The following is a 14,312-nucleotide window of genomic DNA, read 5'->3' on the forward strand; positions in this document are numbered from 1 at the left end:
CTCATGAAAGCGCGTATCATCTATTTACTCGTACCGGTGATGATCATTAGTTTAGCTATAGGTGTTTCATTCATTCAATCGGAACAGTATTACAACCGGGTGTATCAACATGAACAACCAAAAGAAGAACGTCGTGTACCGTTAGATAACACCCAGTTTACAACGCATTTACCGGTCGTATCGGTCACAACAAATAATCAGCGTATCCCGGGCGCTGTCATTCTTACACCTGCACGACATATTCAGTTATCAGAAGATGGTTTATCAGAGATTACAGTCGATGTCACCTTATTCGATGAAAAACCAACAACGTCACAAGCCCTGCTTCGTGTGCGCGGGAACTCTTCGCGACTGTTTGAAAAGAAATCTTATGCGCTGTCATTTGTCGATGATAACAGCAACGAACGGGCACTTCAAGTGTTTGGAATGGAGGCGGATAATAACTGGGCACTACATGGACCAGCGCTTGACCGAACGCTGCTGAGAAACTATCTCGCCATGAATCTATCTGGAGAACTGATGCCCTATGCCCCAGACGTCAGATTTATTGAGTTATTTATTGACGGGTCTTATGAAGGGGTTTATCTTATGATGGAAACGGTATCAAAAGGTGAAGGGCGCGTTGATATCCCAACACCTGAACCAAATAGTCCGATGACCAGTTATATTGTAGAGATTGATCGTGCAGAAAAGTTAGAATTTCCACTCAATGATTTTTTAGTCGACACTTACCGTGTTTACCCGTCGGCGACAGAACTCACGTATCCAACCGATCAACAATATTCAGAAGAACGCTTCAAATTCGTTAATGAAGATTATTCAAAACTGACAAAGCAGTTGTATCAAATTCCATATGCAACAGAAAAAAATGACTACAAAAACTGGGTGGATGATACGGCTTTTTACGATTACTTTATTATCAATGAACTCTTTCGTAATGTTGATGCTGGTTACTATTCCACCTATTTTTACCGGAATTTACGAGGGAAGTTGACACCTGTTGTATGGGATTTCAATAACAGCTTAAATAACTACCAAGAAGTCACCTTTGATGAAACAGGTTTTTCTTTAGTCGAAGCGCCTCTTTTTGAGCAACTGTTGATTGAGGAACGCTTTGTGGAAGGGTTGATTGATCGTTACCATGTGTTAAGAGCGTCTAAACTGAGTGATGACCGATTAAAGCGTTTGATTGATGATAGTGTTGACTATCTTGGAGAAGCTGTCACACGTAATAATGCCCGCTGGGGATTATATTTTGATTTAAGTCAGTATAATACGGATGACTTTTTACAGCCGATTGAGCGTAATCCAACATCATATGAATCGGCACTTTCTCAGATGGAAGATTATTTATTTGCCCGTAGTAAGTGGCTGGATGAACATATCCATGTGTTAAATCAATACAGTCACCCATCCAGACATAACTTTCATTCTATCAAATAACGAAGAAAGGGGGACTATAAATGAAGCGATTTTTAATGATAGCGATCGGTGTGTCCGTGCTGATCTTTATTGGTCTTTACTTATACTTCGTTGAAGGCATCTACGTCGCCTTTCTATCAGAAGGTGAGATCACCACCCCTTTTTATACGGCAGATCAACAATTCTTTGCGCGAGATAAAGAGGGGGATAAGGCCTTTGAAATAAAAGGAGTGGAGTTAGATAGTAGCTATGGACCGCATCGTGGGACAGATTTTCCTATTGAAGAAGAGAAGTGGCAAGATTGGTTTGACATGATTAACGATATGGGTGCGAATACGATTCGTGTATCGACCGTGATGAATGCGACCTTCTATAATGCGCTATACGATTACAACGAAGCCCGTGATAATCCGCTTTATTTAATTCAAGGAATCCGTGTCTCTTACGATGAAGTAAATGGAGATGAAAACAGTGAAAGGATGCGGTTTTATTCCTTATTGAAGGAAGATGCGCGAGATGTGATTGATATCATTCACGGGAGAAATCTTATATTCACCAATGATCAAAGAGGAAGTGGTTTCTATCGTTTTGATGTGTCACCTTATGTGATTGGTTACTTGATTGGTGATGAGTGGAATCAAGATATGATTAGTTATTTAGATCATACTTTAAACGAAGATGACACCCGTTTTAATGGTGATTATATCCAAACGGTGCCTGAAGCAACATCTTTTGAAAAGCTCATGGCTGCACTCGTTGATGACATGTTGCGTTATGAATCAAATAAGTATCGAACGCAGCGACCCATTGCTGTAAACAGCACCTTTGTAATGGATCCATTTGAATACCCGTCACATATTAAACAACAAATCGGTAAAATTAATCACTTTACGATGGATCATCTTTTATCTACAGATGAACATCTTTCAGGCTTATTCGCAAGCTATAGCTATGAAGAATGGCCAGAAGAAGCGCTACAGTTTATTGAAACAGATTCAAGTAGAGTGACCATCCATGATTATTTACGTGAGTTAAATGATGCCCATGATATGCCGGTTATTATGAGTAGCTTTGGTTACCCGAGTGAGACGTATATTAACCAAGACTATAATCAAGGTGATCAATTAATCGAGGGACTAACCATGTTTCAAGAGAGTGGATTTAATGGTACGATTATTCGATCCTTCCAAGATGTGTGGGACCGAAGAAATCTAACAACGGCCTTTATGTATGACCTTCAAAGCATTCATGAGTTCTCAGATGTCTTAACGCCCAATCAACATTACGGTCTCATTGGCTACCGCCCTTACCGTGAAGACGTCTTAATGACGATGGATGGTGACGAAATAGATTGGGAAGATGTAGAGATGGTAAGCGAGACAAATAATAACACGATAAAAGTAACCAGAGACCATGGCTATCTTTATATCCTAGTTAACTCTGACGCCATTCAGTTAAATGCCCCGCTCTACTTTGGTTTTGATTTACATCCGGGACTAGGAACAACAAGCATTAACCAAATAGACGCAACATTAACTGAGCCGATTGAATTTTTCTTAGGTATTCTCCCAGGACAAGGAGGGGTGATGCGCGTTATTGAAAATTATCAAGCATCACGGCAACAGTTTTTAGAAAGAGTGAATGGTGTCAACCCTTACGTCGAGCTACCGAAAGCACCTCTAGGATTTGAACGGTTTAAAGTCGCGGAAAGAAATCCGAAAATCACTGAAGAAAATGCGACATCGTATACGTATCCGTACACCTTTAAGGATGTGTATCCACTCGTCTTAAATGGGGAAGGTGCCGAGACAGATATTTATTTAGGGGAAGATCAAGTTGAACTAAGAATTCCATACGGTCTCTTAAATATGTACGATCCACTTAAACCAACCGTACACGATGATTATTACACGCACTATGGTGTTGAACCGGTGCCTATTGATGGTTTTCATTTAAGTATGATGACAAGTAACGGTGTTACAACCGATTCTGTTTGGGTACCGCTGGATCCTTTATCGGGTGATGTTGCTGTTGAAGAGGTCGTCAAGCCGAGTTACGAACGAGTAAAAAGCTACTGGGGAGGTGAAGATGAATGATTGTTGTCACCTATATTTATTTCTTTATTTGTTTATTAATTATGCTGTTTACCGTGGGTTATATTATGTATCAATATTATCGCCGGCGTACCTTTAAAAAACGCGTCGTGTTGTTTAAGCAAATAATTGAAAAACAATTAAACATCATTCACGAACATCGCCCCCTAGCCGAGAAGCACCGAACGTATTTGATTGATAAGTTGAAACATGTGAACCATTTAACGGCGTATCATGATGCGTTATTTAGTTTTCAAGACCATGAAGAAGTTACAGACTATAAGCGCGCAGTTGAACCAGTCATCAAGCAGCTGGCCACCTATTATGAGAAGCGTGATGATATGGAGAAAGCTTACTTTAGTTATTTTGTGGCGAGTCATGCCGGCGGGGTATGGCAAGATGAGGTCATCTACCGCACCCTGTTTCATTATTTAGATGAACCAAACGTCTATTTAAGAGAAAATGTCTTAAAAGCTTTGTATCAACAAAACAATCCAGAGTGGATTACGAAAGCGTATGAAACATTGTCCCGCCAGCATATCGACCACCATCAAAAGCTGATTCAAGATGGCTTAATGCGCTATCCTTATGACAAACAGCTATTGATGGAACAACTGTTTAATAAACGTCACAGCTTTAGTGAATCTATTCTATTAGGGGTGATTGGTTTTATCACCTATGAAACAAGTGACTATCAACAAAAATTTGCCGACTGGCTTAAAGAGAAGAAAGTCCCGTTAGAAGTTGAATTGAAATTGTACCGTTATTTTAAAAAGTATCCCACAGAACAGGTGAAAGCGCATCTCTTAGCGGCGATAAAAGCACCGCAAGATGAAAAGCGTATTGTCGCAGCGGATGTGTTAGCTGAGTATGGTTGCGATGATGTGATTCAAGCGTTGAAAACGGCAGTGTCAGATCCCAATTGGTTTGTCAGACGTAACGCTAGTCGGTCACTGCTTAAGACAGACGTCACGATTGATGACTTAATGGATATATTGACAGGACATGACCGATATGCTCGTGCGATGCTCAGGTATTATCTTGAAACGGAAGGAGGGTAACGTATGAATCTCATCGTTCAACAATTCATGAACGGCGTGGCGATATTCTTTATCGGCTATATGGTGTTGTATACAACGTATTTATTTCTCTCGGTCTTGTTTGGCGCCATTCGTCTCTATGATAAAGACCGTATGATGCGGCTTAATAATGAATTAAAACATGATTATTATTTACCCGTTTCGGTGATTATGCCAGCGTATAACGAAGAAATTACCATTGTTGATAGTGTGAAGAGTTTACTCAATTTAGACTATAAACTGTATGAGATCATTATTGTGGATGATGGATCGGCGGACGAAACGACCGATGAACTCTTGCGGGCGTTTCGATTCCACCAGACCGATCGACCGATTCAGCGGAAATTACGAACAAAAGCGATTGATGCGGTGTATGAAGCAAAAATTAATGGCATAAAAATTATGTTGATTCGTAAAGAAAACGGTGGAAAAGGCGACGCTTTAAATGTTGGCATTAATGCTAGTCGCTACCCATATTTCGTGACCCTTGATGCCGATTCATTGCTTCAAAAGAATGCGCTTGAAAAGATTATTCAGCCCGTTCTTGCTGATGAAAGTGTCATTGCGGTAGGTGGGATGGTTAGAATTGCCCAATGTGTGAAGATGACCGATGGGGAAGTGTTGGATTATCATATGCCTTGGCAACCGATCATCGGCATGCAAGTTGTCGAATATGACCGTTCTTTCTTAGCCTCCCGGATCTTACTCGATCAATTTAGTGGTAATTTAATTATCTCAGGGGCCTTCGGCTTATTTAGAAAAGATGTTGTCTTATCAACAGGGGGTTACCGGACCGATACGATTGGGGAAGATATGGAGCTTGTGATGCGACTGCATACGTTTATGTTGAATAATAATCGGCCATATAAAGTGAAGTATCACCCTGAAGCTATTTGTTGGTCTCAGGCACCTGTCGGTAAAAGATATTATGAGACAAAGACGCCGCTGGTATTTAGGCTTATTCCAGTCGCTCATCTCCTACCCAGAAATGTTTACCCGGTTTATCAAAAAGCCGGTGGGCTTTGTGTCTTATATGTATCACTGGGTGTTTGAGTTATTAGCGCCTTTTATAGAAGTATTCGGTATTGTTACGATTGCTATTGCCTACTTTTTCGGTCTACTTAATGTGCCGTATATGCTTGAATTGTTCTTGATTTATACAGGTTTTGGGATCATTTTATCATTAACGGCTTTCTTTCAACGTGTCTTTACTCAAGGGGTGAAATTACATGTGCTTGATATTATAAAAGCTCTTGTGATGGTTACTTTTGAGAATGCTTTTTATCGTTATTTACTATCATTTGTTCGGGTGACATCGTTCATCGGCTATAATAAAAAAGGTAAGAGTTGGGGTTCGATTAAGCGCGTAAAGCAAACAAATGTATAAGCTAAAAAAGAAAACCACCGGATGTCAAAGTGATGACTGTTGACATCCGGTGGTTTGTTATTTTAATCCAATACACCAACTTTTGCGAGTGTGAGTTTAATCATCCAGTACTCTACCTCGTCATACACCATATCTTTAATCGCCTTAAGCCTGGCTTCACCTACTTCTTCATAGGCTTCCAAAATATGCGCTTCTACTTCTTCGTCTAATAGGCCATTAAAATCAATTGCTTCACCGTCTTCATAAGCTGTCAGAAGATGGTCGTAAACCGTTTCAAGTTTAATGTTCCGCATCTTCGCAATTTTCTCTGGGACGATGTCTTGTTTATAGTAGTGTAACGTCAGTTCATGACTTTTTAAATCGCTCGTGTCTTTCATAATCGCCGCTAAGAAAAGGTCACCGTATTGGTCAAATTTCCGTTCACCGACCCTTTAATTTGTAGCATTGCTTGTTTCGTCTCGGGTAAGTGTCTGGCCATATCACGTAAAGTTGCATCAGAGAAAATGACGTAAGGTGGGACATTTTCTTCTTCACTGATCGCTTTTCTAATGTTACGGAATGTTTCAAATAGAGAAGCATTATAGTCCTTAACCTCAGCTTCTTTCATCACCGCTTCACGCAGCCATACTTTTTCTTTGTTTTTTAATACATCCACGCCTTTTTGCGTTAAAGACAGGACTGGAAAGCGCTGATCTCCCGTTTCGAGGTAGCCTTCAGCGACGAGTAAGTGAATAAACTGCGTGATCTGTTTTTCGGTTAGATGTTTCATCAAGCTATAGGTGGATAATGTCTCAAAATTAAATTGTTTTATCTTTTGGTCTTTGGAACCTTTTAACACCTTGGCGGTAAGGGTCGCACCAAACCGTTGATTCATCCGCATCACACAAGACAGCACTTTTTGAGCATCGACGGTACGGTCGATTTTTTCGGTGCCTGATGTGCAATTGGTACACATCTCGCAGTCATCATAGGCGTGTGTGTCTTTAAAGTACTGTAACATATAACGGACAAGACATTGATCGGTATAACAATAACTTGTCATACTTTGGAGTTTTTTGTACTCTTGTTGTTTTTTATCATCATCTAAGTTCGACTGTTCAATTAAGAATTTCTGCAACTGAATATCTTGTGGTGAAAACAACAGAACACAATCACTCGGTTCCCCGTCTCGACCCGCGCGTCCGGCTTCTTGGTAATACGATTCGATGTTCATCGGCATCGAATGATGAATGACGAACCTCACGTTCGATTTATCGATTCCCATTCCAAAGGCATTGGTCGCCACCATGACCATCGCTTCATCGGCAATAAATTTATTTTGTTCTTTTACCCGCTTTGTTTCACTAAGGCCCGCATGATAATACGCGACTTTCACGCCTTTTTTTAAGAGCATGCCGTGCACAAGTTCAACCGTCTTACGCGTTGGACAGTAAATAATCCCAGAGTCATTAGCGTGATTAGTGACATAATCTTTAATAAAGGTTTGCTTGTCTTGCCCCTTTAACAAGTGGAAATGTAAGTTATCGCGTTTAAACCCAGTATTAATCGTATTCTCATCTGTAATATGTAACAACAATTGAATATCGCGAATGACTTCAGGTGTAGCGGTGGCGGTGAGGGCCATCACATACGGTACCTTCGGCAGTTGTTTGATGCGTTCAACAATTGACCGATAACTCGGTCTAAAATCATGTCCCCACTGCGAAATACAGTGCGCTTCATCAAAGGCAATGAAACTAATGTTTAACTGACTGGCCGCACTAAAAAAGCCGTCATGATCAAATCGTTCAGGGGCAATATAAATAAAGTCATAGACCCCGCGGCGCATATTATTCATCCGCTCAATGTAGTCATCTTTCGTGAGGGTACTGTTGATATAGGTTGCTTTAACCCCAATCGTTTCAAGGCTATCGACTTGGTCTTTCATAAGTGAAATGAGTGGAGAAATAATCAGGGCAGTCCCCGTATCAAGCATGCCAGGAATCTGATAACACAGTGACTTTCCCCCACCGGTTGGCATAATGCCAAGACTATTTTCTTTTTGTAGACTACGCTTAATGAGTTCCGCTTGTCCTGGTCTGAATTGATCGTAACCGAAGTAACGTTTTAATATATCTAAACTTTCTGTAAAAGTTGCCATCGTTCACCGTTCCTTTTTAAAGTTCTAAGAAGTCTATACTAACATAATTTTGCTTGTTTGAGAGAGCTTCTTCGTAAGTGCTCAAAATGACATAATAGAAAAAACATACACAGAACAAATCAAACAGAAAAAAAGGAATAGAGAAACAAAAAATGACACGAAAAGCCGTGTCATTTAATTAAATATATATTTAGCCGCTCGTCTTTTCTTGATTTTTTACCATGTTGAGCTTTAACTTTTGTCTAAGTACACTATTAGTGCACGTGTCGTGAGTATTTTGTGCTGATTTAAAAATTGCTACAACAGATTATACGGCTTGATAAATAATATTTTAAGCAAAGATACCAAAAATCATTAGGTGCTATTTTCCGTCTGGTCTATTCATTTGAAGTGTTACAACTTTCTTTTTCGATGCGTTCAAGACTATTAAAGACTTGGGGTATCCCGTTAAATATCGACACGTATTCATATGACTTACCGCTACAGATTCAGAGAATGTCTGCCTGTCTTTAAAAATGGTGTTTCATTGAGCCGTCGGATAGCGTCTCTTTAAAAATGACATTGATTAATCGATTAATCAATTTTAACGATTTAAAATATATTCTTCTGTCCCACTGGCCGTGAGTTCGTATAAACGCGGTACAAATGCGTGAGAATCGTTTTGGCGACCGCATAACTTGGGACGGCAAACAGTAAACCGATAAAGCCAAACATCGCACCCGCCGCTAAAATAACCGTAATGACCGTTAAAGGATGGAGATTTAATGCTTTTCCCATGATATTAGGGGAAATTAAATTACCTTCGATTTGTTGTGCGACAAGCATAATCACGCCGGTCCACACACCAATCATCGGGTCTTGGAAGAACCCAATGATGACGGCAGGAATAGCGGAAATCCACGGGCCAATAAACGGAATCAAATTCATAAATAAGCCAAAGATTGCTAAAACAAGCGCATAATTTAAGCCGACAATGCTGTAACCAATGAGAAGAATAACCGCAACAAAAATACTGACAAGTACTTGTCCTTGGATAAATGATGTTAACGTTTGGTTAATGTTTTTTAATAGCGTCTCAATACTTTTAGCTTTCTGTTCACTAAAGAACTGCGTGATAAAGGGTGTCAATTTCTTACCGTCTTTCAACATAAAGAAGAGGAAGAATGGAATCATAATAAATGAGAATAAAAAGCTAAACACAGAACTGATCATACTAAAGAGGTTGGTTAGCACTTGTTCAGCATACGTATCTAAGTTATCGATCACATTTTGAATCGAGTCTTCAAAGGCAACGGGTAAGTATTCTTGACGGTTTTGCCAAAGCTCCCATAAATCTTCAACCCACTTCGCAATCGCTGGAACATTTTCAACGAGTCGCGCGGTTTGTTCTTGGAGTGGTGGAATGAGAAACAGACTAATGAGATAGATGACGAGTCCAATCGCAGCAAAAACGATCAACACGCCAAATATACGCTTTACTTTATAGCGTTCTAACAAATCAACGAGCGGGTTCGTAATATAGAAGAATAAGCCAGCTCCGACAATCGGTACGGCGATAGAGGCGAGTAATAGACCGATAGGAACAAAAATAAAGTCAGTTAAGTGTACTAAGTACACAAGGGAAAAGATTAAGATGAGATAGACTAAAATGCGAAACGGTTTTTGTGTAGTCATGAAAGATTCCTCCATTTGTTTAAACAATATGTATGTGTCCTTATCATACCATAGGAGATGTGCCACGTGGTAAAGATATCCTTAATAAAACGAACAGCCTCTATGGCTGTTCGTTTGGAATAAATTTGATCGTTTTAGGGCGAGAAGACTCCTTCCTCAAACATTCGTGAGAATGTTAGGTGGGGGTAGTTCAATGGTTAGATCATGGATTGTTTTACGCTTCTTTTCTTAATTTCAATAACGCTAAGTAAAGCGGTGGAATTAAGAAAAGGGTTAATAGTGTCGCAAAGAAAATACCGTACACAATCGCTACAGCTAATGGTTTAAATAGAACATCTCCCGTAATAATGATGGGGATTAATGCTGCCATTGATGTGAGCGTCGTGAGTAAGATTGGTTTTAAACGTAAGCGACCGGCTTCAATAAAGGCATCGGTCAGTGAGTTATAGTTGTCGCGGTTTTGTTCAATAAACTCAATTAAGAGAATCGCATTACGCACGATAACCCCACTTAATGCCACAATCCCTAAGACACCTAAGAAACTGAGTGGTTCACCTGAGATAAATAGACCCACAACCGCACCACTAAGGGCTAAGAGAATCGTAAAACTAATGAGAATCGGTGTGGTGAGTGAATTAAACTGAATCGTCAGTGTCGTATAGATTAAGAATAAAACGACTAAGAATAACTTACCGACCTCTAAGAAGAATTCGGTTTGAGTATCTTGTTCACCTGATTCAGATAAACTAAAGCCTGCAGGTAAGTCGCTTCTCACGTCTTCTATGATCGATGAAATATCGCCATCTTCGGTCGTGAAAATATCAAATGAAATGAATCGGTCCCCGTTTAAATGATTAATCGCATTCACTTGTTCGATCGTTGTTTTTTCAACGAATTGATCGAGTGAGACAATCATTGGCATAGGACTGTCACTAGAGAAACTCGCCAGTTCTAAGTTGTCTAACGCTAGACCGTTCGGGTCATTATCGTTATAGCTCAAGTTAATCGGAAGTCGAGTGTTACCATCGTCAAACGTACCAAGTGGTGCCCCAATGGAGGCCAATTGCATTAAACTTGTGACCTGTGTTTCGGTGAAACCATAAGCGAACATTGCCTCTTCATCAATCGTGATTTCAGTAAAGGGTTTTGTCTGTGAGTTTGATGAGACAAAAGAAACGTCATCTGATGCCTTTAACTTTTCATTGATGTCTTCTGATATGTTAAGGAGTTCGGATAAGTCTTCACCTTTTAATGTTAAGCTCACGTCAGCAGAAGCAGGAGGACCTGAAACAATCGTTTCAAGTTGCATCGTCACCTCAGGGAACTGGTCTCTCACATCTCCTTCATACGTAGTAATAAAGTCTAATACTTTTGTTTTATCTTGATCAATTCGGACAACGACATGTCCGGTGTTGCTACCGCTATTTGGAATCGACGCGCCGAAAATACCTGGTAAGCCTTCGCCGGCGTAACTCGCTGTTTCTTTTACAACGTCTGTTTGTTTAAAGTAATCTTCGATCGCGATCAAGGTCTCTTGTGTTTCTTCAATCGGTGTACCCGCTGGGAGCGTTGCCGTTATTGTGACTTCCTCACGCTCTGCCGCCGGGAAAAACTCGATTGGGACAAGTAAAATAAGACTTAAGAAACCAACCATAATAACGAGACCGCTGATAATCGTAATGAGTGGACGTCTTAAACTAAACGGTACGATGTGATCCGCATAGACATTGCTGAGTTTTTCAAAGACGGGGTTCAGTAAACCGGACCGTCTCTGTTTTTTCTTTGTCCGTAGTTTTTGTTCTTGGTAGCGGAAGGCTGGCATAAAGCTGAGTGCTAACAGTGTAGAAGCTAGTACGGTAAACACAAGTGCCAGTGGCAAGCCGCGAATAAAGTCGCCGTTACTACCTGATAAGAACGTTAACGGGATAAAACTAAAGACGATGAGTAACGTCGAGGTGATAATTGAGACGCGTACTTCTTTCACGCCGTTAATGACGCCTTCAAGTGGTGAATCACCAAGTAAGAAGCGGCGTTCAATATTATCATTGACGACAATCGCATCATCGACTAAGATCCCAATCGCCACAATCATCCCAATCACCGAAATTTGGTTTAAATCAACCCGCTATAAGGCAGTGGAATAAGACCGATAATAATCGATAAAGGAATCGCTAGAGCAACTAAAATGGCAGAGGTTATAGGTAACCCAAGGACCATAATCACAAGGACAGCGATAAATGAAATGATGAGAGATTCTAGTAAACTTGAGTAAACCTCATCAATAATCGTTGATTGACTAAAGTAAGAGCTGATGGTGACATCGTCGCTGAATAATGTATCAGCTTCAGCTTGCGCTTCTTTTAATGGTGTGTCTAAATTAAGAATATTAATGCCATCATCAGCTTGGACGGTGACTGATACGACAGACTGTCCGTCTTCGTGAATTAAACTCGACGGCGCATCCGTTATCACCTCAATCGAAGCAACATCTTCAAGTGTCACATTTTCTCCGTTTGTATTGGTGATAAGAGTGGCTTTAAAATCATCTAAATCTTGATAAGAAGATAAAGTCAATGTTCGGATGGTATCATCACCTTGATCGGTGCCAAGTGGTATAGGTGCGATCGTTCGCGAGATGGTTTCAATGACTTGATTTGGTTGTAATTGATAGCGTGCTAACGCGTCTGGTTCCATTTGAACTGACAATGTTTCACCAGGTAATCCGCGGATGTCTGTGGATTTTACCCCTGGGATTGCGGTTAAGTTATCCGCAAACTGATGAATCGCTTCGCGATTATTCAGTAAGGTATCGTAGTTATCAGCCGCAATGTGGAAGGTTTCCACATTTGACTGAATCAAATCTGTGTTAATGTTGACAGCCCTCACATCATCAGGAAAGCTCGTTCTTACTGCACTGACGCTTTGGTTAATGTTTTGATACAGCTGATTCGTATCAACGTCATCTAATAAGACTAGGTCAGATTGACGAAGCCGTTCAGTGAGGCTGATTGAATCTCGTCAATGCCATCAATCGTGAGTAACTCCTCCTCAAGTGGTGTCGTAATGGCTTTTTCCATTGATTCAGGTGCAGCACCTGGGTAAATCACTTGGATAGAAGCAAGCGGTTGATTAATCTCTGGAATATCGCGCTTCGGTAATTGAATGTAGGTAAAGATACCGACAGACACGAGTAAGAGAATGAGGATCCAAAGGATCTTCCGATATTTCAGTAATGTTTGCATAAAAGTCATCCTTTCTCGTTGTTTAGTATATGACTGATGTTGTGGCGCGATACTTGCAGCGCTTATACTCAGCAGACGAAAGCAACATGATAATAGTTATGTAACGAATCGTTATCACATCTACTTTGTATAAGTATTGTATAACTAATAAGCATAATTTGAAAGTAATAAGACTTAAAAATAAAAAAAGATGTTGAAAACGTTAACAATTTAATATATAATATATTTATTGAATCGATTCAATTATTTTTTTAGAGGGAGTTGAATCGTTTCAAAAATAATCTAGAGGAGAGAATAATGTTGACAACTTTAAAAGATGTTGCAAAATTAGCCAATGTTGGAGTGTCAACGGCTTCTTATGCTCTAAACGGTAACAAATTAATAAAAGAATCAACTAGAAAAAAAGTACTTCAAGCAGCTAATGAATTAGGATACCACCCAAACGGTAACGCTAAAAATTTAAAAAGAAGCAAAAATGAAATGATAGGTCTTTTCATTAGTGGTTTTACTGGTCCGTTTTTTAATCAGTTATTAGAAGGTATTCAAGATGTTGTGGTAAGTCATGGCTATGAATTAGTTGTCTGTGCTTCTAACGAACGCCATCGAATGTTGACAGAAAGATTGGTAGATGGCGCAATTATTTTGAATTACCATATTGAATCAGAACTTTTAAAAACTGTTGCTAGCGAGAAAATGCCTCTAATCGTATTGGATAGAGACATTGAGCACCCGCATATTTATACGGCTTTACTTCCAAATGAAAAAGGCATCAACCAAGCGTTAAAACATTTAGAAGACAAGGGGCATAAAGAAATTGGTTTTATAGCAGGATCAACCGATTCTTATGATGGAGAAGCTCGTCTAAACGCTTTCAAAACATATATTAAGAACCATAATTTAACAACTGGACTAAACAAGATTCTACGTGCTGACTTCACGGAAGACAGTGGTTATGACACAATGAGAGCTTTTTTAAACAACAGTCATCACTATCCGACAGCGTTTGTCGCGGCAAATGATGAAATGGCAATGGGTGCAATTAGAGCAATTGAAGAAAAAGGGTTATCAGTTCCTGCGGACATAGCAGTAGTTGGTTTTGATGACATCATTATTGCACAATATTTCCAACCGAGTATAACGACAGTTCGCGTCCATAAAAAACAATGGGGAGAGAGTGTAGCTGAGGCAATGCTTGATATTCTAACAGGTTCTGATACAAAGCATTTAATGCAACCACCAATGGAGTTTATTGAACGAGATTCAACATAAGGAGGT

Annotated in this window: 12 protein-coding genes; 6 read left to right on the forward strand and 6 right to left on the reverse strand. The window is 39.9% G+C overall.

Annotated features, from left to right (window positions below; genetic code table 11):
* The first annotated feature begins 3 nt into the window (after positions 1-3).
* Genes JCM19043_RS05330 through JCM19043_RS16740 form a run of 5 tightly spaced genes read left to right on the forward strand, consistent with a single transcriptional unit; the run spans position 4 to position 5,981 of the window.
* On the forward strand, positions 4-1,443 hold the full coding sequence (locus JCM19043_RS05330) for a CotH kinase family protein (protein ID WP_062320629.1): 1,440 nt from the start codon (positions 4-6) through the stop codon (positions 1,441-1,443).
* Positions 1,444-1,463: 20 nt separating this feature from the next.
* Positions 1,464-3,518 carry a hypothetical protein gene (locus JCM19043_RS05335; protein WP_062320631.1) on the forward strand — a complete coding sequence of 685 codons (2,055 nt, stop codon included), beginning with the start codon at positions 1,464-1,466 and terminating at the stop codon, positions 3,516-3,518.
* Entirely contained in the window at positions 3,515-4,576 is a 1,062-nt protein-coding gene (locus JCM19043_RS05340) for a HEAT repeat domain-containing protein (RefSeq protein WP_062320633.1), read from the forward strand. The genes JCM19043_RS05335 and JCM19043_RS05340 overlap by 4 nt, the downstream gene beginning before the upstream one ends.
* Before the next feature lie 3 nt (positions 4,577-4,579).
* Positions 4,580-5,647 (forward strand): glycosyltransferase family 2 protein, encoded by a 1,068-nt coding sequence (locus JCM19043_RS05345; protein ID WP_062320635.1) that lies wholly within the window; start codon positions 4,580-4,582, stop codon positions 5,645-5,647.
* On the forward strand, positions 5,640-5,981 hold the full coding sequence (locus JCM19043_RS16740) for a hypothetical protein (protein ID WP_197274745.1): 342 nt from the start codon (positions 5,640-5,642) through the stop codon (positions 5,979-5,981). The genes JCM19043_RS05345 and JCM19043_RS16740 overlap by 8 nt, the downstream gene beginning before the upstream one ends.
* A 62-nt stretch (positions 5,982-6,043) precedes the next feature.
* Here the strand turns inward: JCM19043_RS16740 and JCM19043_RS18675 are convergent, their stop codons facing one another.
* The 6 genes from JCM19043_RS18675 to JCM19043_RS18100 all read right to left on the reverse strand — a co-directional run bounded on the left by JCM19043_RS18675 (position 6,044) and on the right by JCM19043_RS18100 (position 13,037).
* Positions 6,044-6,358 (reverse strand): helix-turn-helix domain-containing protein, encoded by a 315-nt coding sequence (locus JCM19043_RS18675; protein WP_369813776.1) that lies wholly within the window; start codon positions 6,356-6,358, stop codon positions 6,044-6,046.
* An 8-nt stretch (positions 6,359-6,366) separates the two neighbouring features.
* Positions 6,367-8,121, reverse strand: coding sequence for a DNA helicase RecQ (recQ, locus tag JCM19043_RS05355; RefSeq protein ID WP_369813777.1), 1,755 nt, complete (start codon positions 8,119-8,121; stop codon positions 6,367-6,369).
* A 591-nt stretch (positions 8,122-8,712) separates the two neighbouring features.
* Positions 8,713-9,795 (reverse strand): AI-2E family transporter, encoded by a 1,083-nt coding sequence (locus tag JCM19043_RS05360; protein ID WP_062320640.1) that lies wholly within the window; start codon positions 9,793-9,795, stop codon positions 8,713-8,715.
* Positions 9,796-10,009: 214 nt separating this feature from the next.
* The gene (locus JCM19043_RS18090) at positions 10,010-11,887 is read right to left on the reverse strand and encodes an efflux RND transporter permease subunit (protein ID WP_062320642.1); all 1,878 of its coding nucleotides are present in this window, start codon (positions 11,885-11,887) and stop codon (positions 10,010-10,012) included.
* Positions 11,888-11,907: 20 nt separating this feature from the next.
* A complete protein-coding gene (locus tag JCM19043_RS18095; RefSeq protein WP_082394437.1) occupies positions 11,908-12,804 on the reverse strand; it encodes an efflux RND transporter permease subunit in 897 nt (298 codons plus the stop codon).
* A complete protein-coding gene (locus JCM19043_RS18100; RefSeq protein WP_062320647.1) occupies positions 12,768-13,037 on the reverse strand; it encodes an efflux RND transporter permease subunit in 270 nt (89 codons plus the stop codon). Before JCM19043_RS18100 ends, JCM19043_RS18095 begins: the two co-directional genes overlap by 37 nt.
* A 300-nt stretch (positions 13,038-13,337) precedes the next feature.
* Between JCM19043_RS18100 and JCM19043_RS05380 the strand changes: the two genes are divergently transcribed.
* Positions 13,338-14,306 carry a LacI family DNA-binding transcriptional regulator gene (locus JCM19043_RS05380; RefSeq protein WP_197274746.1) on the forward strand — a complete coding sequence of 323 codons (969 nt, stop codon included), beginning with the start codon at positions 13,338-13,340 and terminating at the stop codon, positions 14,304-14,306.
* The last annotated feature ends 6 nt before the right edge of the window (positions 14,307-14,312 follow it).

Source organism: Halolactibacillus sp. JCM 19043 (assembly GCF_001310395.1).
Classification (GTDB): Bacteria; Bacillota; Bacilli; order Bacillales; family Amphibacillaceae; genus Halolactibacillus; species Halolactibacillus miurensis.